17 protein-coding genes, 1 tRNA gene and 1 riboswitch are annotated in these 20,554 nt (G+C 58.2%); of the genes, 14 read left to right on the plus strand and 4 right to left on the minus strand.

The window, feature by feature from the left end:
- The first annotated feature begins 105 nt into the window (after positions 1-105).
- On the plus strand, positions 106-843 hold the full coding sequence (locus QP109_RS07605) for a TetR/AcrR family transcriptional regulator (protein ID WP_285024204.1): 738 nt from the start codon (positions 106-108) through the stop codon (positions 841-843).
- Positions 844-952: 109 nt separating this feature from the next.
- On the opposite strand, the gene QP109_RS07610 is transcribed toward QP109_RS07605, so the two are convergent.
- Positions 953-1,903, minus strand: a complete 951-nt coding sequence (locus tag QP109_RS07610) for a sugar-binding transcriptional regulator (RefSeq protein ID WP_101628413.1) — start codon at positions 1,901-1,903, stop codon at positions 953-955.
- Positions 1,904-2,336: 433 nt separating this feature from the next.
- Between QP109_RS07610 and QP109_RS07615 the strand changes: the two genes are divergently transcribed.
- The 3 genes from QP109_RS07615 (at position 2,337) to QP109_RS07625 (ending at position 5,462) form a co-directional block, all read left to right on the plus strand.
- Positions 2,337-3,143, plus strand: coding sequence for an MIP/aquaporin family protein (locus tag QP109_RS07615; protein ID WP_285024205.1), 807 nt, complete (start codon positions 2,337-2,339; stop codon positions 3,141-3,143).
- A 106-nt stretch (positions 3,144-3,249) separates the two neighbouring features.
- Positions 3,250-4,776 (plus strand): glycerol kinase GlpK, encoded by a 1,527-nt coding sequence (gene glpK, locus QP109_RS07620; protein ID WP_285024206.1) that lies wholly within the window; start codon positions 3,250-3,252, stop codon positions 4,774-4,776.
- Positions 4,777-4,883: 107 nt separating this feature from the next.
- The gene (locus QP109_RS07625) at positions 4,884-5,462 is read left to right on the plus strand and encodes an NYN domain-containing protein (RefSeq protein WP_101628393.1); all 579 of its coding nucleotides are present in this window, start codon (positions 4,884-4,886) and stop codon (positions 5,460-5,462) included.
- Between the two features lie 172 nt (positions 5,463-5,634).
- On the opposite strand, the gene QP109_RS07630 is transcribed toward QP109_RS07625, so the two are convergent.
- Both QP109_RS07630 and QP109_RS07635 read right to left on the minus strand, forming a co-directional pair.
- Entirely contained in the window at positions 5,635-6,351 is a 717-nt protein-coding gene (locus tag QP109_RS07630) for a PspA/IM30 family protein (RefSeq protein WP_285024207.1), read from the minus strand.
- A gap of 174 nt (positions 6,352-6,525) precedes the next feature.
- Entirely contained in the window at positions 6,526-8,595 is a 2,070-nt protein-coding gene (locus tag QP109_RS07635; protein ID WP_285024208.1) for a TPM domain-containing protein, read from the minus strand.
- A gap of 161 nt (positions 8,596-8,756) precedes the next feature.
- Between QP109_RS07635 and QP109_RS07640 the strand changes: the two genes are divergently transcribed.
- The 4 genes from QP109_RS07640 (at position 8,757) to QP109_RS07655 (ending at position 12,995) form a co-directional block, all read left to right on the plus strand.
- Entirely contained in the window at positions 8,757-9,134 is a 378-nt protein-coding gene (locus tag QP109_RS07640; RefSeq protein ID WP_101628390.1) for a cold-shock protein, read from the plus strand.
- Positions 9,135-9,189: 55 nt separating this feature from the next.
- Positions 9,190-9,987 carry a DUF3027 domain-containing protein gene (locus QP109_RS07645; RefSeq protein ID WP_285024226.1) on the plus strand — a complete coding sequence of 266 codons (798 nt, stop codon included), beginning with the start codon at positions 9,190-9,192 and terminating at the stop codon, positions 9,985-9,987.
- A gap of 76 nt (positions 9,988-10,063) precedes the next feature.
- Complete coding sequence (locus QP109_RS07650) at positions 10,064-11,512, plus strand: NCS2 family permease (RefSeq protein ID WP_101628388.1); 1,449 nt, start codon at positions 10,064-10,066, stop codon at positions 11,510-11,512.
- 169 nt (positions 11,513-11,681) lie between these two features.
- Positions 11,682-12,995 (plus strand): MFS transporter, encoded by a 1,314-nt coding sequence (locus QP109_RS07655; RefSeq protein ID WP_285024209.1) that lies wholly within the window; start codon positions 11,682-11,684, stop codon positions 12,993-12,995.
- 129 nt (positions 12,996-13,124) lie between these two features.
- On the opposite strand, the gene serC is transcribed toward QP109_RS07655, so the two are convergent.
- Positions 13,125-14,258: a phosphoserine transaminase gene (gene serC / locus QP109_RS07660; RefSeq protein ID WP_285024210.1), complete on the minus strand. Its 1,134-nt coding sequence runs from the start codon at positions 14,256-14,258 to the stop codon at positions 13,125-13,127.
- Positions 14,259-14,489: 231 nt separating this feature from the next.
- Here serC and QP109_RS07665 point away from each other — a divergent pair, with 231 nt between their 5' ends.
- The 6 genes from QP109_RS07665 to QP109_RS07690 all read left to right on the plus strand — a co-directional run bounded on the left by QP109_RS07665 (position 14,490) and on the right by QP109_RS07690 (position 20,311).
- Entirely contained in the window at positions 14,490-15,167 is a 678-nt protein-coding gene (locus QP109_RS07665; RefSeq protein ID WP_101628385.1) for a metal-dependent transcriptional regulator, read from the plus strand.
- A gap of 77 nt (positions 15,168-15,244) precedes the next feature.
- Positions 15,245-15,407, plus strand: a riboswitch (cyclic di-AMP (ydaO/yuaA leader).
- Between the two features lie 2 nt (positions 15,408-15,409).
- Positions 15,410-16,147, plus strand: a complete 738-nt coding sequence (locus tag QP109_RS07670; RefSeq protein ID WP_285024211.1) for a C40 family peptidase — start codon at positions 15,410-15,412, stop codon at positions 16,145-16,147.
- 170 nt (positions 16,148-16,317) lie between these two features.
- Positions 16,318-17,250, plus strand: coding sequence for a universal stress protein (locus tag QP109_RS07675; RefSeq protein WP_285024213.1), 933 nt, complete (start codon positions 16,318-16,320; stop codon positions 17,248-17,250).
- A 352-nt stretch (positions 17,251-17,602) separates the two neighbouring features.
- A complete protein-coding gene (locus tag QP109_RS07680) occupies positions 17,603-19,084 on the plus strand; it encodes a purine-cytosine permease family protein (RefSeq protein ID WP_438271491.1) in 1,482 nt (493 codons plus the stop codon).
- Positions 19,077-19,940, plus strand: a complete 864-nt coding sequence (locus QP109_RS07685) for a purine-nucleoside phosphorylase (RefSeq protein ID WP_285024214.1) — start codon at positions 19,077-19,079, stop codon at positions 19,938-19,940. The genes QP109_RS07680 and QP109_RS07685 overlap by 8 nt, the downstream gene beginning before the upstream one ends.
- A gap of 298 nt (positions 19,941-20,238) precedes the next feature.
- Positions 20,239-20,311, plus strand: a tRNA-Arg gene (locus QP109_RS07690).
- The last annotated feature ends 243 nt before the right edge of the window (positions 20,312-20,554 follow it).

The following is a 20,554-nucleotide window of genomic DNA, read 5'->3' on the forward strand; positions in this document are numbered from 1 at the left end:
TCCGGTGGATTGACGAAGAATCGAGTCTATATAAGGACCTCAGCCATATATAGACCCGATTTAGCTAACCTGAGCAGCAAGAACGTCTGAGCTCAGACACACTTTTTGCTACTTAACCCTCAGAATCCGCCTTTCTTCAATGAAGATGAGCCGAAGCGCCCAAAGGGGCGTCCTCCTCGAATTGATCGCGAAAAGATCCTCGAAGCGGCTCGAACAATCGATCCTGACAAGGTGACGATGCAGGCCGTCGCCGACATTCTCGAAGTGAACCCAACCGCGCTGAATTATCACGTCGGTGGTCGTGAAGGGTTCATGCGCCTTGTTGCAATGGACCGCGTACGGCACGGTGTTCACCGCTTTGCTTTGGATCCCGAGTCTGAAGCGGCGGGGGATTGGGAGCGTCAGCTTCGTCATTTTGCAACGACGATGCGCGCTTCGATTTCAAAGCTGGGCGCGCTTGCTCCGTATCTTGAGTTCGATGCTTCCTCTGCGCTGGCGTACATGCGTCCGTTGGAACAGATCCTGTCCTCAATGGTGAATGCTGGTTTTAGTCTTCCTGAAGCGGTGCGCGGGCTGATGCTGGTCGTGCATATGTCCGCTCATGCGGGTAAGCATGTTGCGCGTGTGAAGAGAGCCGAGGAAGCGCCTTGTGCCCATTCGAAGGAACGAGGGTCGTTCCTTGCCTTCGTCGACGAGGCTCCCGAAGGAACAATTCCGCTGATCCGTTCGTTAGTGCATGGCGAAGTTGAAGGATTCGCTCCGGGCTCCATGAGCGATATTGATACGCAGTTCGCCTACGAGATGAACGTTGTCATTGACGGGCTTCGCGCGCAGATCGCCTAGAACACGTCCTTGCTAACCGGAGTGTGGTGTCTGCTTGGATAAAGAAAAGTGGAGTTCACGATTGTTGTGAGCTCCACTTTTCTTTGGTTTTTGCTGGGTGTGATCTGGCTTAACGCCTAGGGGCGAGGCCACGCGCCTGTGCCGCGCGAGTGCGAACCAGATCAAGCAGTTCGCGTGCCACGCCATCGTCGAGGACGAGGTCGGTGGCGACGTGTGCGCGCAGTGCGCCAAGTAGTGGGAGCGCCTTCGAAGCGCCAGCAACGACGCAGAGGCGACGCGGGATTTTGCGGAGAGTCTCTGGGCTGGGGCCGGAAGCTCGGCTGTTGAGTTCCATGTCTGTTGAGCCGTCTTCGCGCAGGAGGACGGTGCAAACGTCGCCGACAACGCCGTCCTTCTGGGCCAGTGCGATTTCTTCAGTGTCCAGGAAGCCACCCGAATAAACGTGGGAGGGCAGGCGTGCCGAAAGTGAGCCGACGCCGAACAGAGCGATATCGCAGTCGTCAATCGTCTTCAACACGGTCTGAACCGAGCGCTCGCGCCAGAGCTGCTTCTTTGTCTCTGCGTAGTCGAAGAACGTGGGAACGGGGAAGTGGACCATGCGTCCACCCATCGCGCGCGCTGCGCGGGAAATAATCGCATCTGCGTACGGCATACCGGACTCGGTAGCGGTCGCGGCACCGTTGAGCTGGACGACGGTCGATCCGGGGAAGTTGACGCGTGGCATACAACGGGTGATCTCTGAGGTCGTGTTGCCCCATGCGATGCCAAGGGTGACACCGGGTTTGAGCATGTCGACCAGACGTTCCGCCGCGACAAGCGAGACGTTATGAAGTCGGTTGACCTCGGTGTGGACGTCATGGACCGGAACAACGGACGTCTGTACGCCGAAGATTTCAGAAATCTGACCGGCAAGGGTTCCTTTGTGTCCTGGAGCGGCGCTCACTGAGATGCGAACCAAGCCGGTATCGCGCGCGTAGGACAGCAAACGAGAAACGGAGGAGCGCGATACGCCAAGGTGGCGTGCGATCGTCTCCATGGTCTGACCTTGGAGGTAATACATTGATGCGGCTTCATGAGCCTGTTCGTCACGAATCGTCACGTGTCATAGTCTGCCATGCACAGGCGTGCAGGTCTAACTGTTGAATGTCCAATCCTTTGGGAGACTGTGCGATTTGGTGAGCGTGCACACATTGGAGAGGTAAGTATCCCCTTATGTGCACGGTTGTGCACGGGGTCAGGTTCGATGTGCAAACGCTGTCATACTATGTGGTGTCCACGTGAAGACATCACAGGTCAGCGCGGGTTTGTTCTGCGACCGCAAAGTGCTCACGAGCGGTCCTGCGAAACAAGCGGAGTCTTGAAAAGGAATTCGCATGTGACGCAGAAGGCTTTTCGAACTTGGCGTGATCAGTCCTGTCTCGCTAAAGGAACCCTGCGGGTGGGAAACCGCCCGACAATTCGATGCAACGAAGCATCGAAGAAAGATTGGAAAAATGCTCGCAACACTTCTTCCTGCAGTTGCTGAAGTCGGCTCCGGCAAGATCTTCATGTCGGAGTTCCTCGGCACAGCAGTCCTTCTCCTCCTCGGTGGTGGCGTTGTTGCTACCAACCTCCTGCCCAAGTCCAAGGGCAAGGGCGGTGGCTGGCTCATGATTAACTGGGGATGGGGCCTCGCAGTCCTCGCCGGTGTCTACGTCGCCTACACGACCGGTGGCCACCTCAACCCCGCCGTGACCATCGCCAAGGTCGTTGCCTACATGTTCGACCCAGCCGTCACCCTCAACGGCCCGGCCGTCGGTGAGGGTGGCATCGCCGTGACCGCCGCGAACGTCGCGATCTACATCGTCGCCCAGTTCCTCGGCGCTTTCGTCGGCGCCGTCCTGTGCTGGCTCACCTTCAAACAACACTTCGATGAGGACTGCGACCCGGCCCTCAAGCTCGGCGTCTTCTCGACCGGCCCGGAGATCCGCTCCTACGGATGGAACACTCTCACTGAGGCCATCGGCACCTTCGTCCTTATCCTCTGGGTCTTCGTCTCCGGATACACGACCACCGCGATTGGCCCGTTCGGCGTTGCACTGATCATCGTCGTCATCGGCAACTCGCTCGGTGGCCCCACCGGATACGCGATCAACCCGGCTCGTGACCTAGGCCCACGTATTGCTCACGCAATCCTCCCGATCAAGGGCAAGGGTGGCTCCGACTGGGGCTATTCCTGGGTTCCGGTTGTCGGCCCGATCCTCGGTGCCGTCGTCGCGGTTCTCGTCGCCTACGGCTCCGGCCTCGTCACCGCCGCCTGACCCTCGTAGCAGACCCGTACTCCGAACGTGGGGTTCCGGGCGGACTCGTCTGGAACCCCACGTTCCTATCTGAAACACAAAGAAGTGAACAGAAGGGACACCATTCATGTCTGATGAAAAATTCGTTCTCGCGATTGATCAGGGCACCACGTCCTCCCGCGCGATCGTCTTCAACCACTCCGGCGAAATCGTCTCGGTTGGCCAGAAAGAATTCACCCAGATCTTCCCGAACCCGGGCTGGGTTGAGCACGATCCCGTAGAGATTTGGGAATCGGTTCGCACCGTCGTCGCCGAAGCGCTTCAGAAGGCAGAAATCAATGCCACCCAGCTTGCTGCTGTTGGCATCACCAACCAGCGTGAAACCACCATCGTGTGGGACAAGACCACCGGCGAGCCCGTCTACAACGCAATCGTCTGGCAGGACACCCGTACGTCGGAAATCGTCCGTGGCGTTGCAGCAGGCGACCCGCTGGGTACCGAACGTTACCGCCAGATCACCGGCGAGAACATCTCCACCTACCCGTCAGCACCTCGCATTACCTGGATCCTCGACAACGTTGAGGGTGCACGCGAGAAGGCAGAAGCAGGCGACCTTCTCTTCGGCACCCCGGACACCTGGGTTCTCTGGAACCTGACCGGTGGCGTTAACGGTGGAGTCCACGCAACCGACGTGACCAACGCATCCCGTACCCTGCTGATGGACGTTCGTGAGCTCAAGTGGCGCGAAGATATCTGCGCTGACTTCCGCATCCCGCCGGCAATGCTCCCCGAGATCAAGGCATCCGCGGACAACTACGGCACCGGTCGCCCGAATGGTCTGCTCGCAGGCGTTCCGATCTCCGGCATCCTTGGTGACCAGCAGGCTGCAACCTTCGGTCAGGCCTGCTTCGAAAAGGGTACTGCGAAGAACACTTACGGTACCGGTTGCTTCACCCTGATGAACACCGGCGAAGAGCCCGTCTTCTCGACCAACGGCCTGCTGACGACCGTGCTGTACAAGCTTGGTGACGCCAAGCCGGTCTACGCACTCGAAGGCTCCGTGGCAGTTGCAGGCTCGTTGGTTCAGTGGCTGCGTGACAACCTCGGAATGATCGAGAAGTCCTCCGAAATCGGAAAGCTCGCTCAGACCGTTGAAGACAATGGTGGCGTGTACTTCGTCCCAGCATTCTCCGGTCTGTTCGCACCGTACTGGAAGGACGACGCTCGCGGTGCGATCGTTGGCCTTACCCGCTACGTGAACAAGGGTCACATTGCCCGCGCAGTCGAAGAGTCGACCGCATTCCAGTCCGCAGAGCTCATTGATGCAATGAACGCCGATGCAGGCGTCCCACTGAAGGAACTCAAGGTTGACGGTGGTATGACGGCTGACGATCTGCTCATGCAGTTCCAGGCTGACATCTCCGGTGTGGACGTTATCCGCCCGGTCGTTGCAGAGACGACCGCTCTGGGTGTTGCCTACGCAGCCGGTATCGCAGTCGGCTTCTGGAATGGCACAGACGATGTCATTGCTAACTGGCAGGAAGACAAGCGTTGGAAGCCGTCCATGGACACCGCAGAGCGCGATCGTACCTACCGCCTCTGGAAGAAGGCTGTTACCCGCACCTTCGACTGGGTTGACGAAGACGTGAAGTGATCTGTCCACGCACGTGAGTAGGTAGTTTCCACTCGATAGGGCGTTGCTCGGCGCGATAAGTGTCGAGCAACGCCCTTTTGGCGTAAAAATCTTTTAACCTTGACCGTATGGATAACTATTCATCTAACGAAGAAAAAACCTACTTGATCGTTGACGGTGAAAATATCGATGCCACTCTTGGTATGTCAGTGTTGGATCGTCGTCCGAATCAAGAGGAACGCCCGCGCTGGAATCGAGTCCTTGAAGGCGCTGAAGAACACTGGGGAAGTGAAGCGAAGGGCCTCTTCTTCCTCAACGGTTCTTCCGGTTCGCTACCGATGGGATTCGTTCAGGCGCTCATTGCCATGAACTACTCGGTGATCCCGCTTTCGGGTCCTGCTGACATGAAGGTCGTTGACCTTGGTTTGCAGCGCACGATGGATGCGATCTCAGAGCTGGACTCGGGCTCGGTCATTCTTGCTAGCCATGACGCTGATTTCGCTCCTCAGGTTGAGCGTCTGCTGGATCAGGGACGTCGTGTCGCGATCCTCTGCTTCCGCGAATTCCTGGCGACCACTTTCCACGAGCTGGAAGCCAAGGGCTTGGAGATCCTTGACCTCGAATACGATCTGCACGCATTCCAGGTGACTCTACCGCGACTGAGCATCATCGACGTCGACGACTTCAACCCGTTCGACTACCTGTAAACCGCCAGCTCGACTGTTCGGAGCCTGCGCGTCAGTATGCCTATGTCATGAAGGCGGTCAGACACTGGATAGGCCGTCAAACCTCAAACAGAAGTGGTGTGGGGGTTCTGCCCCACACCACTTCTATTTGATTCAGTTACTCGCTGGTCGCAATGACGTTCGAGCTGAGCGATCAGCCCTTATTCTTGAGCTCTGCCAGGCGCGCTTCGATTTCAATCTCGGAGGCGTCGGTTTCGAGTTCTGCAAACTGTGCGTCGAGGGACGAGGCCGCGACCTCTGCCTGACCCTGTGCCAGTGCTTCGGCGCGACGGACACGGTCTTCGTAGCGTGCGAGCTCTGATGTCGGATCGAGCACGTTGATAGATGCGACAGCGTCATTGACCTTGGTCTGGGCCTCGGCGGTCTTCTGGCGTGCCACCAGCTGATCGCGCTTGGACTTGAGTTCTTCGAGCTTGTCCTTCATCTGAGTAAGGCCGGTCTTGAGCTTCTCAACAACCTCGGTCTGCGAGGCGATGATTGGCTCTGCGTCCTTGGCTTCGCCTTCAAAGGTGATCTGCTTACCGATCGCTGCCTTGGCGAGCTTGTCCCACTTGTCAGCGCCTGCAGTATCGCCCCCAGCACGCATTTCGTCTGCCTTCTGCGAAGCGGCTAGAGCCTTGCGACCCCAGTCAGCTGCTGCGGCAACGTCTTCTTCGTGGTCTTTTTCTGCCAGACGCAGGTTGCCGACAGTCTGCGCGACTGCGGTTTCTGCTTCTGCGATGGAGTTCGTGTAGTCGCGGATCAGCTGGTCAAGCATCTTTGCCGGATCTTCAGCGCGATCCAAGAGGGCGTTGATGTTTGCTTTTGCGAGCTGGGAAATGCGACCGATGATGGATTGCTTTTCTGCCATTGTTTGTGTCCTTCGCTGGATGGATCGCGCGATTATCGCGCGTCACCTCCATTTTAGAGTGTGACGCTGAGTACTTCCTACGAACGGACTGTGTATCCGCTCGGTTTGAAGGTGGAGCCGAGATGGCTGGTGCCCTGCAGGGTATTCCTGCAGGGCACCAGCCATATGATCAGATCAGAAGGAGCCGGAGCTACCGCCACCAAATCCGCCACCGCTTCCGCCGAAGCCTCCGCCAGAGAATCCGCCACCGGAGAACCCGCCTCCGCTTCCTCCTTGCCCGAGGCTACGACCGGCATTCAACAGGACAGACCACAGCAGGGCATTGCCAAGGCCGGTGTTATCGGTGAAGATTCCGCCGCTTCCATTCGTGTGGTGTCTGAACTGATCAGCCTGCCTGTATGAGGGATCGTTAATCGGGGTTGACAGCACGGTAAGGGCCACGCTACGTGCGCTCTTCGCCAGGGTCATTGCCTGATCGGGGTCAGTTTGGACAAGTGCAACAGCCTGATCGAGTTCAGCCTTAGCCTCAGCGAGTGTGGAACGGACATCCAACGGGATGACGCCCCGGCGTCCCTGAATGTAAGAGTTAGCTCGCGCGTACTGGGCTTGAGCGTCGGACACGGCGTTCCGTGCTGCCTGGACCTTGCGTTCTCTTGCGTCAGCCTGAGAACGAAGTGGTTCAAGCGCGGCGTCCAGCTGAGATTCGGCCAAACGTAGGTTTTCCAGCGCAGCCAGCGGGTCACCACTTCCGGCGCGTGCGCTTTGAGCCTTGGCTACAGCCTTCTGTGCTTCGGCAACAAGCGGTGCGAACGCTGCTGAGTCTGCCTTCAGGGTCGTCACGTCGGAAAGATCCGAGGTGATCGAAGCAATTGCCTTCGTCAGAACCTCGTTCGCGGCAGCGAGGTCCTGCTTGGCGCTCATGATTGCTTCGGTCTGGTGTCCCGCCATCGCGAGTGCTCGGCGAGCAATATCGAGCTGCACCAGTGCTGCTGACGGATCAGAGGTTGCGAGGGAGGTTGCTTGATTCGCAGCGACCGACGCTGAATCAAGGAGAGCGCGTGCCTGCTGAGGATTGTCCATCAACGAGGCAACGGTCGTGGACGAGTACAGCGTCTGAAGGGCGGTGAGCTCAGCTTCCACGCTGGGCAACGCTGCGATTGCCTCTAAAATGCGCGTCTTCACGTCCGTGGCCTGCGTGGGAACGCTTGCCTCTTCATCGCGAAGCTGGCTGAATGCCTTCTGTTGCTCAACCAAAGCTGGCATGACCTGGTTCAACTCATGTTGCAGCGTGAGCGCAGCCTCGGTACGCGAACGAGAATCGGAGGCCTCGTTCATCGTTTGCTGGGAAGCAAATGCCTTCGCGATGCCCGCTTGAGCGACAGAAAGTGCTTTCGCATATGCGTCGGTCTTCGTTTCACCGAACTGAGCACGCGCGAAATCAAGCTCATCAGCGGCCGAACGTACCAGTTCGTCCGCCTGAAGGAGCAGAGCCGAAGATTGGTTGGTCAGAGCCAGTACCTGATCCTCGGTCAATGACGGAAGCTGATCGCCGGGTGCCCAAGGGTGGTCAGCGGTTGCCTTCGGAGCGGGGGTTGAAGCGCCCTTCGCCTTGTTGCGCTTCACGAAGAACACAATCAGTCCACCGATAACGACAACGACGACAACGGTGCGGATCCACCCGAATCCTGACTTCCCAGAGGAAGGAGCGCCGGTCGACGAAGAGTGTGAAGAAGAGGACGAGGCCTGACCTGTCACGGTTGATGTCAACGTTGAAATAAAGGTTGTTGCTGCATCCGTCGTCGTATCAGCGTCCAGAGGATTCGACTTAGCAAGAACTTTCTTTGCAACCGACGTTGCGCGCGTGATATCCGAATCGGTGACAACTTGCTGATCAGCGTTGCCACACGTTGTGAACATGCGCTCTTCATAGGCAATCACGTAGACGATCGACTGATTCGACAATCCGGAGTTCACACCCGAAGTCTTGCACCATTCAATTGGCTCAGCACCTGAAAAATCGGGAACCGTCACGAAATAAACCTGCAAACCGGCAGACCCGGCCTCGTCCGCGGAAGAGGATATTTCCGAAACTTGAGAGTCGGAGAGCCAATCCGACGGGTCGGTCACCGACGTCGAAATAGTGACCGGGGATGTGGCAAGTGCTGGCGCACCAAGGCCTGCAATCAGGGCGATACCGGCAACGGCGCTGGCGCACGCGCGCGAAACAGCGGAACGGAACGACATGGGATCTCCTGACCTTTGAGCCGACCTGCAAGCGTTCAATAATTCGATGTTACCCGCCCCGTATTCATTTGGCGCTGAAAGCATGTAGCGCATTAGGCTGGCGGGCACATTAGAATGACAGAACGAACAAAACGAATGATTCCTAGAGGAAGGGGAGCAACATGCCTACTGGCAAGGTGAAGTTCTTCGATGCTGATCGTGGCTTCGGCTTCATCGGTGGTGACGACGGTGTGGAAGTATTCCTGCACGTTTCGGCGCTCCCCGAAGGAATTGAAACGGTGAAGCCGGGGACGCGCGTCGAGTACGGTGTTGCTGACGGACGCAAGGGTCCACAGGCATTGACTGTTCGTATCCTGGCTCCAAAGAAGTCGCTTGCGGCGGCGCGCCACCGCAAGCCTGAAGCCATGGTCCCCGTGATTGAGGACCTCATCAAACTGCTCGATGCTTCCTCGACCAGCTTGCGTCGCGGAAAGTACCCCGAGAACGCGCCTCAGATTGCGAAGGTTCTTAAAGCAGTAGCCGAGGATTTTGATGCCTGACACACACGCTGGCGATACTGCGCCTGCACCCCAGACGCCCGTCAATGACACAACGATGAGAGCTTCATCGCGCTCGCGTTCAACGCATAAGGTAGCGGTGCGCACCCCGAAGAAGGACGCGATTCTTGCCCAAGCGGTCGAGGTCGCTCTTGAATCCGCGAAGGCTGTTGCCCACCCGCGTCCCATCGGCGAACACCTTGGGTTCGTCATGGACTCAGAGCGCATCGGAACCCACTATTTCGCTTCCACCGACAACGGCTATGTCGGTTGGGCGTGGGCAGTGACGGTTGCGCGCGTTCCGCGTTCGCGTCACGCGACCGTGTGTGAGGTCGACATGGTGCCTCGCGATGGTGCGTTGCTTGCTCCTCAGTGGATCCCGTGGGAAGACCGTCTTCGTCCAGGTGATCTGTCGCGCGACGATACCCTGCCCTACCAGGCAGAAGATGCCCGCCTTGAGCAGTCCTTCCACGATGTCGGCGAGGACATTGACTACCCGGAGCTCAAGGAAATCGGCTTGGGTCGCAAGCGCGTCCTGTCCGAAGAAGGCCGTAGTGCTGCCGTTGATCGCTGGTACAAGTCTGAGCAGGGACCCAAATCGTCTCGCCCACCACGTAACTCGTGCTCGACCTGTGGTTTCTTGGTGAAACTGTCGGGCTCGATGCGCACGGTGTTCGGCGTATGCGCCAACGAATGGGCTCCCGATGACGGTCGCGTGGTCAGCCTCGATCACACCTGCGGTGCGCACTCGGAAACTGATGTTGCCAAGCAGGGAACCCAGTGGCCGGTTCGCCCGTCGCGTATTGACGACGGTGCACTGGACACCGAGAAAATGCCCGTGAATGTGACCTCGTAGGCACGGTGTCCACATTGTGTTGTGGCGCCTGACACGATTCTTGCCTGTGAGTTTCGCGCGTTGGCACGATTAGTTCGTGAGCACACAACAGACTGCCGCTTCATCCCAATCAGCGGCCAAAGGTTCAATTGATTCGTTCTTCAAGATCAGCGAACGCGGATCTTCGATCGGCCAGGAAATTCGTGGCGGTGTCGTCACGTTCTTCGCTATGGCCTACATTCTTGTCGTGAACCCAGCCATCCTCGAGGCAGCACTGCCGGAGGATGGCTCTATTACTGCCCAGGGTATTGCAGCAGGTACCGCGCTTGTTGCAGGCGTCATGACTATCCTCATGGGTGTTGTCGCCAACTACCCGCTGGCACTTGCTGCCGGTCTGGGTCTCAATGCCGTCGTTGCTTTCACCATGGTTATAGGCATGGGCCTGAGCTATGCAGAGGCCATGGGCCTTGTCGCATGGGAAGGCATCATCATCCTGATCCTGGTTCTCACCGGCTTCCGTGAGGCAGTGTTTAAGGCTGTTCCTCATCAGCTGAAGACCGCTCTGACCGTTGGTCTAGGCCTCTTCATCGCTCTTATCGGTCTGGTTGACGCCGGTATCGTCCGTGCAGGCTCCACCCCGGTTCAGCTGGGCATCAACGGCTCCCTGCAGGGCTGGCCGACCCTGGTCTTCGTCTTCGGTCTGTTCCTGACCTTCGTCCTCTACATCCGTAAGGTCAAGGGCGCCGTCTTCATCTCGATCGTCTCTTCGACGATTCTGGCCGTCATCGTCGAAGCCGTTCTTCACCTTGGTATGAAATCGGATGAGAACGCTACCGGTTGGGGCCAGACCGTTCCGACTCTCGACGGTTCACCTGTTGCTGTCCCCGTGTTCAACACGCTCGGCAAGGTCGACATGTTCGGCGCATTCGGCAAGGTAGGCATTGTTTCCGTCGCCTTGCTGATCTTCTCGCTCATGCTGGCTGACTTCTTCGACACGATGGGCACGATGGTCGCCGTCGGTGCCGAAGGTAACCTGCTCGACAAAGAGGGCAACCCACCGAAGACCCGCGAAATCCTGGTGATCGACTCCCTTGCCGCCGCCGCTGGTGGTTTCGGTGGCGTTTCCTCGAACACCTCCTACATTGAGTCTGCAGCGGGTGTCGCTGAAGGCGCACGCACAGGTCTTGCATCTGTTGTCACCGGTATCCTCTTCCTCCTCTCGACCTTCCTTGCGCCGCTCATGGAGCTCGTCCCCACCGAAGCCGCTTCGACCGCTCTGGTCTTCGTTGGCTTCCTGATGATGACCCAGGTTGCCGAGATCGATTGGCAGGCCCCGGAAATCGCTCTTCCGTCGTTCATGACCATCGCCTTCATGCCCTTCGGTTACTCCGTTTCCGTCGGTATCGGCGTTGGCTTCATTACTCACACCGTCATCCAGGTTGTTCTTGGCCGTGCGAAGAAGGTTCACCCGCTCATGTGGCTGGCTTCGATCCTCTTCGTCGTCTACTTCCTGCTTGGGCCGATCCAAGCTCTGCTGGGAGTCTGATCTCCTCGCAACAGATTGTGTGATGTGCAGAGGCGTGATGCTCTGCTTGACTGATCTGATCGCCAATCGTCCAAATGGAAAGCCCCACGGTGCATTGCCGTGGGGCTTTCCGTATGCTTGAAACAGTTATTTCTTAGGTTTCCGAAAAATTAGGGAGGCGCATCCGCGCGTGTCACGTACTTTCCATTCGTTGCGTTACTTCAACTTCCGATTGTGGTTCTTCGGAAACATTATTGCCTCGACGGGCATGTGGATGCAGAGGGTTGCGCAAGACTGGCTGGTTCTGACCGTTCTGACTCAGAACTCTGGCACGCAAGTGGGTGTTGTCACCGCTTTGCAGTTCCTGCCGATTCTGGTGTTGTCCCCGTGGGCCGGTTTGCTTGCTGATCGTCTGAATCGTCGCGCTCTGCTACAGGCGATGCAGTTGGCGCACGCGCTCCTAGGCTTGATTTTGGGCGTGCTGATTCTGACGAATACAGCTCAGCTTTGGCATGTGTATGTGTTGGCGTTGTTGGGTGGCGTTGCTGGCGCGATTGATTCACCTGCGCGCCAGGCATTCGTGTCTGAACTGGTTCCACCAGTGTCTTTGTCGAACGCTGTCGGTTTGAACTCGACGGCCTTTAATGCTGCGCGTCTGATTGGCCCGGCTGTTTCCGGTTTGTTGATTGATGCGATCGGTACTGGCTGGGTGATGATCGTGACCGCTGTTGCGTTCTTTGCTCCGGTTTTGACGCTTGCGTTGATGCGTTCTGCGGATTTGGTTCCCCGCAAGGTTGTGAAGCGTTCGCCTGGCCAGATTCGCGAGGGCGTTTCCTATGTGAAGAGTCGTCCCGACATTGTGCTGATCTTGGTGATCGTAGCGGTCGTGTCAGGTTTGGGCATGAACTTCCAGCTCACCAGTGCCCTGATGGCGACCGAGGTCTACGGCAAGGCTGCGGGCGAGTACGGCATCCTGGGTTCGTTTATGGCAGTGGGAGCTCTGGGCGGTTCACTTCTTGCTGCGCGTCGCGCTCAGCCGCGACTGCGTCTGATCGTGTCGGGTGCGGCGATTTATGGTCTGCTTGAAATTGTGTTGGCTTTGGCTCCGACGTATGAGTCGTTTGCTGTTCTTGCAATCCCGACGGGGCTTGCGATGCTGACCATGGTGACGGCAGCGAATGCGACTATTCAGATCACCACGGATGAGACTGTTCGCGGTCGCGTGATGGCTCTCTATTCGATGATTTTCTTGGGCGCGACGCCGATCGGGTCGCCCTTCATCGGTTGGGTGGGCGAGCAGTTTGGTGCGCGCTGGTCGATTCTTGTCGGCGGTGGAGCTTCCCTAGCGGTCGGAGTTATCGCGGGCGTGTGGGGTCTGATTCATTGGAATTACCGCGTCAAGTTCCACGTTTCGGCGCATCCGATCAAGGTCGAGGGCCCCGCGGAGCGCGCATACGTGGCTGCTCTGGTCGCTGAAGCTGAACGGAACGCGACCGGAAAGTAGCGTGGTAAGCGCCTGCGCGTTGAGCGTCGTGCAGCTTGCGCCTAGTAGGACCTCATCATGTTCCCGGTTGCGTCCACGTTCGCCTGGGTGGATTACCGCGATCGACGAGGTCTGGGCTGGCCTGTGGAGTCACAGGGCTCGTTCGAGCGCCCAATCGATCGACTCCAGAAGCGCTTCGACGTCCGAAGTCGGAGTCGAGGGCCATGTCGCGATGCGGAGCTGGTTGCGACCAACCCCGCGGTAGGCATCAATGTCGACGATGCCCGATGCTCTCAGACCGTCAGACAGGACCCTCACATCGACCACGTCGTCGAATTCAACGGTGACGACAACGGGGGAGCGCCAGTCCTTATTCTCAACGAAGGGGTGAGCGACTGACGAGGCGTCGGCCCAGGCGTAAATCAGGTCGGAAGCGGCGCGAGAGCGCGCTTCCATCGCTTCTAAGCCGCCACCGGCATTCATCCACTGGATTTGTTGATCCATCATGATCAGCGTCGCCACGGCCGGCGTATTCAGCGTCTGATCCTTACGCGAGTTTGAAATCGCCATCGAAAGGTCGAAGAAGGTCGGCATCCAACGGTCGGTCGCCCCATGCAATTCTTGTGCGCGCTCGACGGCTGCGGGGGAGAGGATCGCCACCCACAGGCCACCGTCAGAGGCGAAAGCCTTTTGGGGAGAGAAGTAATAGGCGTCGGTGTTGGCAATATCAACGTGCGCAGCGCCGGCGATCGAGGTCGCATCCACCAGAGTCAATGCGTCTTCACCACCGATACGGTTCACCCGGCTGATTGTGCCTGTCGAGGTCTCATGGTGCGGATAGCCAAAAGCATCGGGTTCTTCCCCAGCGGTTCCGGCCTCGTTCCCCGTGAGCGTGACAACGGTGCCCAGCTGACCTTCAACGCGAAGCGCGTCGGCGAGATGCGGGGCCTTGTCTACCTCTTTGGCGAACTTCGCGCCGAACTCCCCGAAGGTTGCGAATGCGGCCTGCTTGCGAATGAGCGAGGCTGCTGCCACGTCCCAAAACGCTGATGCGCCACCGTTACCAAGGGCGACTTCATAGCCATCGGGAAGATTGAACAAGGTCGTCAATCCCTCGCGGATTGAATGGACAACATTCTTCACCGGGGACTTGCGGTGCGAGGTCCCCATCAACCTAGGCGTCTTCAACGCATCAATCTGCGCCGGGCGTACGCGCGACGGGCCGGAACCAAAGCGGCCGTCAGCAGGAAGGATAGAAGCAGGAATCGGGGGGAATGTCTCCATAGGCTCAAACTTAGTCGCACTAGATGCGCTCGCGGAACATATTCCATGACACGCATGGTGCTAAATACCTTGGGTGCTCACCGCGTATGTCTGTCCACCGTTTGGCGCGATATCAGCGGAAATGACATTCGTTAGGTAAAAATACTCGATAACTCATATTCTCTTAAGTACCTGAAAACCTTTGAACGATGCACAAATCGTGTAGGGATTCATCGTAGGAAAGGAACCGCCGTGGGTGACCTCATCGACACCACAGAGATGTACCTCAAGACCATTTTTGAAATGGAAGAGGACGGGGTGACGCCCCTGCGTGCACGCATCGTTGAACGACTTGATCACTCAGGTCCGACCGTTTCACAGACCGTTGCTCGCATGGAACGCGACGGACTTCTGCACGTTCTAGGTGATCGTCGATTGGAGCTGACTGAAGAAGGCCGTAAGCAGGCTGTAGAGGTCGTTCGTAAGCATCGCTTGGCTGAACGACTCCTGATCGACGTCATTGGTTTGGATTGGGCGTGTGCCCACGATGAAGCATGCCGTTGGGAACACGTCATGTCCGACAAGGTTGAAGGTCGTCTGCTTGAGCTCTTGAAGGATCCGACAACGGATCCCTACGGTAACCCGATTCCCGGAATGGGCGTCGAGGTCGGCGGGCAGTCTGCGGAACTTGCGGTGCGTGCCCACGACGACCAAATTGTGAGACTCGTTCGTATCGGTGAACCTATCCAGGCTGAACATGACATCATCGCTGATTTTGCCGCGGCAAAGATTGGTCCTGGAGTCAGCATTATCCTGCGCGGGGAAGGCGATTATGTGCGGATTGTGCGCGCCGATCAGGATGCCTCCGGCATTGATTCCAGCTTCCGAATTCCTCTGGCGCTGGCACCACATCTAGTGGTCGAAATGTGATTTGACCCCACTTCGTTACCTTTGCGTGACATTTGGGGGCCAAAGGTATAAAGTTCATAACGGTCGATAGGCCAGCCGTCCTTCATTTACCGAAGTTGGATCGTGAAGGGTCCGGTTCATTTGATCCAACTCGGGGGAACCAATTCGGCCCTTGTGGCCTTGGGGTGAAGCTTGGGAAACCAAGCCGGGCTCTCCTGCTCGAATCCGACAGCTGACCTCGAAGGTGTAAAAGGAGAACATTCTTGACGAACCTCAAACCTGCGCCACGTCACCGCAAGGCACGTCGCCCAATGGCGCCGATCGTGGAACTGACCGACACGATCACGTCACTCAGCCCGATCCGTCCGGCGGCAATTGCGTCCGTGACCGGTCTTGCTCTGACTGCAGTTGTTGGTGGCGCCGCAAACGCTGTCACCGTTTCTGCTCCTAGTGGCGATCAAGAAGCTACTCCCACCACGACCACTGCTCCTCAAGCAACTGGTATCACCGTTTCCGTTGCGGATATTGAATGGAAATCAGAAGCTCCGATCGCGACTGCAGAAGCTCCTGCTGCCGCTACTCCGGTCGCTGAAGAAACTGTCGCCGCGGATCGTTCCGAGGCTCGTGAAGACCTCAGTGTTTCGACCGCTGCAACCGCTGCTGCGTACAACGCTGCCGGATCTTCTATTGCGGCCGCTGCTCTTGCTCTGACCGGCATCCCCTACGTCTACGGTGGCGCTTCCTACAGTGGTCTTGACTGCTCGGGTCTGACCATGCTGGCATACGCCGCTGCGGGCATCAGCCTTCCGCACTCCTCCGGCGCGCAGGCTGCCGGTGGTATCCAGGTTTCGGCCGGCGAAGCTCAGCCTGGCGACCTGGTTGCTTATTCGGGTCATGTTGCCATCTACATTGGTAATGGCCAGATGGTGGAAGCCACCGTCCCGGGTTCTCTCTCTAAGGTTTCGCCCGTTCGTGCAGGTGGCATGTTCGTCCGTTACTGAGTTCAACGTTCGTTAAGAGCGCATACTTCAACTAGAGCGAAAGAACTTCGGTTCTTTCGCTCTAGTTTTTTGTCTAAAACCGTCTTGAACAGGTAAAAGTTCTATTATCGGTTTCGGAAAATTGCGATGTGGTGCACAATGGTAAGTGATGTAAGTCACGAGGAGGCATCATGGCATCCACCGAAGTCATCCTGGTCGGCGTTGATGGTTCAACGGAGTCCATCGCGGCCGTCAAATGGGCCACTGACCGCGCACTACGCACGGGCGGGCGTGTCCACGTTCTCTGCACCTACGCATTGGCATCCTATTCGGCGGCGGCGCTGGATGGTGGCTACGCGGTCCTCGACGATGAGGCCCTGAAACGTGGCGCCCAGCAGGTCGTTGAAGAAGCGGTCGCAACAGCGAAAGAGCGTGGCCTAGGAAAGGTCACTTCATCTATTGAGCCGGGCGACCCGGCGGGCGTTCTGGTTGAAATGTCACGCGAAGTCGATTTAGTTGTTGTCGGCTCGCGTGGAGGCGGTTCTTTCGCTGATCGTCTTCTTGGCACGGTCTCGTCCGCGCTGCCGGCACACGCGAAGTGCCCGGTTGTCATCGTTCCTCGCCATACGTCCGGCAAGTGCTTCATGCCGATCGAACGTGTCGTTGTCGGTGTGGATGGTACCGAGGTTCCCTCGTCGGCTCTGCGTCGCGCGATTGATGAAGCATCCACATGGGGAGCTCGACTGACCGCTGTTTCGGCTGTTCCGATTGCTTCGGGCACGTCCATGATGACGTGGGCGCCGACTGGTTTGGATCACTCCAACCTGTTGAAAGATGTCCGCACCGCAATGGGTGCCGCCATTGAGCAGGCGCTCGACGGTCGCGACATGGAGGTTGCGCGCCATGCGCTGGACGGGTCGCCTGCCTCGCTGTTGATTGAGTTTTCGACAGCGGTTGATCTGGTCGTTGTCGGTACACGAGGTCGCGGCGGCTTGGCAGGCGTCTTGCTCGGCTCGACCGCGCAGACGGTACTCAGTCACTCAACATGCCCCGTGATGATTGTTCCGTCTGATCACCTGGGCAAGGCGCAGTCAGCGAAGGCTCCGACGTGGGAGCGTCGCTGACGCTTGACTCAGCCGATGGCTCGCGCGAAGAGCGAGTTGTTTTGATGGATGGTGCCTGGGCGGGGAACCCGCCCAGGCACCATTGTGTTGCCACAAGGCTTTCCGTTCTAGATGCCCCAGAGAGGCTCGTAAAGGCCGTGAGAAACTCATGATCCGCCCCGAAATATGCTGAGAGATCGGGTGGGGTGAGCGGCCTCGTACCCCAAAGAGCGCACCAATGTGCGAAAAATGCCCCCGGTTTTCTGACGTGTGGCCGAGGGAGTGTCACTAATACTTAATAATGGTCTAGTCTAATTCGGTGCGAACTGCCGATCCTGCGGTTCGCCCTGATCTACACAGACAAGGAACGTCTATGAGCACGCCAGAAATGGCAGCGGACTCAACCCGCTCTGTTTCCCAGTCCGGCATCGAAACCGCCGGCATTGAAATCATCAGCGACGAAGAACGTACCGCTAAGCCCCATAACCTGTTCCTGCCCTGGTTCGCATCGAACATCTCCGTGTTCGGCATGAGCTACGGCGCATGGGTTCTCGGCTTCGGAATCTCCTTCGCACAGGCAGTCATCGTCACCATCATTGGTGTCGTTGTCTCCTTCATCATCTGTGGTGTCATCGCCCTTGGTGGTAAGCGTGGCTCTGTGCCGACCATGGTCATGTCCCGCTCCGCCTTCGGCGTGAACGGCGCGAAGATCCCCGGTATTTTCTCGTGGCTGACCTCTATCGGCTGGGAAACCTCCCTCGCCATCACCGCCGTCCTAGCGACCTCCACCGTGTTCGTCCGCCTCGGCTGGTCGAGCGAAGACGGCAACGCCGTCAAGATCGTTGCCGCCGTTGTTGTCGCAGCGCTCATCGTTCTCGGCGCAGTTGCCGGCTACCACATCATCATGAAGATGCAGGCAGTCCTCACCTGGCTGACCGGTATCACCACAATCATCTACATCATCCTGGTCGTCCCGCACATCGACTGGTCCGCACTCGGCGCAATCGAATCCGGTTCGCTGGCTGCAACGATCGGTGCCGCCACCATGGTCATGACCGGCATGGGTCTTGGCTGGGTCAACATTGCTGCTGACTGGGCGCGCTACCAGAGCCGTGACGCCGATGGTAAGTCCATCGTCTTTTGGAACACCTTCGGTGGCTCGCTCGGGCCGGTCGTCCTGATTACCTTCGGCCTCATGCTCGCCGGTTCTGACGCTGACCTGTCCGATGCCATCGGTGGCGACCCGGTTGGAGCACTGGCTAACCTGCTGCCGACCTGGTTCCTCATTCCGTTCCTGCTGACCGCAATCCTGTCCCTGCTGTCGGGCGCAATCAACGGTATTTACTCCTCCGGTCTGACCCTGCTGACGCTGGGCATCACGGTGCCTCGTCCGCTGGCTTCGCTGATCGACGGCATCATCCTGACCGCCGGCACGATCTTCGTCGTGTTCTTCTCCCCGGACTTCATCGGCCCGTTCCAGTCCTTCCTCATCACCCTGGGTGTTCCGCTCGCCGCATGGGCAGGCATCATGATGGCCGACATTACCCTGCGTAAGGCCGACTACGACGAGAAGGCCCTGTTCGACGCTTCGGGCATCTACGGTTCGATCAACTGGGTTTCCATCGTCATCATGGCCGTCTCTTGCGTGATCGGCTGGGGCTTCGTGATCAACTCGTTCGCTGAGGCTGCCGCATGGAACAACTGGCAGGGCTACCTGCTGTGGATGCTCGGTGGTAAGGAAGGCCCGTGGGCATACGGCAACATCGGTGTCATCCTTGCTCTGATTATCGGCTACGTTGTTTACCTGCTGGCTTCCATGAAGAAGATCGCTACTCAGGAAAACCGCAGTGCCTGATTCATCGGTGACCGTTGTGGATGCTGCGCGTAGTGAAGCGTTGGACTACTGCTTCCAGCGTGATCCGCTGGCAGCGGACGAGGTGCGCAAGGGCGCTCAGCTGATCGCAACGCGTACCGGCGTTGAACGCTACGACGCGCTTGTCGTTCTCGGCTCCGGTCTGCGTGATGCGTTGGACGAAATCGGGCAGATCGAGGCTCGCCTGCCCCTGGCAGACCTTCCCGGCGTTCCGGTTCCGGCGGTTGAAGGCCACGGCGCTGAATTGCTGAGCCTGCGCGTGAACGTGCACTCCGGTCGTGAGAAGCACCTTTTGGTTGCTACCGGTCGCGTCCACCTGTACGAGGGCTATACGCCTACGCAGATCTGTCAGCTGGTTCGCGTTTGCGCGATGACCGGCATCAAGGCCGCGATTCTGACGAACGCTGGCGGATGTCTGCGTAACTGGACACTGGGCGACGTGATGACGATTGAAGACCACTTCAATTTCTCTGGTGTTTCCCCGTTCGAGGGCCCGGTGTTTACCGACATCTGGCAGGTCTGGTCGCCACGCATTACGCGCATCCTGGCTCCGATTACCGACCGCGTGGGCACGTACAGCCTGCTGCGTGGCCCGGAGTTCCAGACGGCAGCTGAATCGCGGATGCTCGCGAACAATGGCGTGGACAACGTTGGTATGAGCACGATCCTTGAAGCGATCTCGCTCCATCAGCTGGGCGTCGAGGTTGGCGGCCTGTCCGTCGTCTCCGACCTCAGCTTTGATGACACACCAACTGAACACGAGGATGTTCTGCGCGCCATGAGCGTCGCATCTCCGAAGGTTGCTAACGCGATTACCGCGTGCTTGGCTGCCCTCTGATTCGCAGCACTCGTTTTCTGGTGGGGTGAGGCTTCGGCCTTGCCCCACCAGTGCGTTTCGGCGGGGTTTGTGCGGTGTTGTTCTGCGCTGGTGATGGGGTAGTGGTGTGGCGGTGTGCGCGGCCTCGTGGATGAGGGGCGGGCGCGTGCACTGCATGCTGACGGATGATTGATGAGGCCAGACGCACAACTGGCGCCCGGTGCTGTGCGCTCGCGCGTGGAGTGAAAGCTGGCGAGGCTGGTAGAGTTGGATGCGCTCAGACCGTCGGCGCGTTCGCGCGCAGGATGTGGCTGGCTAAGCCCTCGTAGCTCAGGGGATAGAGCACCGCTCTCCTAAAGCGGGTGTCGGACGTTCGAATCGTCTCGGGGGCACAAGAAACGTTGGAATATCAACGAAAAGTGATCGGGGTTCCGAGCCAAAAAGCCGCTCAGAACCCCGATCTACGTTCCTATCTACTCTCTTTGCCTTCGCTAGAACTCGTAGGCGTGCGCGCGTAGGTGCGGGTTGCGGTCTCGATGGTCTCGCGGAGCCGTGCTCGTTGCCGAACGAGTCCGGGGCTATAGGACAAATGTGTTGCTCTGGCTTGGGTTTTTCGTTGTGGTAGCGGGGCTAAG

The organism is Pauljensenia sp. UMB9872 (assembly GCF_030212665.1).
Taxonomy (GTDB): Bacteria; Actinomycetota; Actinomycetes; order Actinomycetales; family Actinomycetaceae; genus Pauljensenia; species Pauljensenia turicensis_B.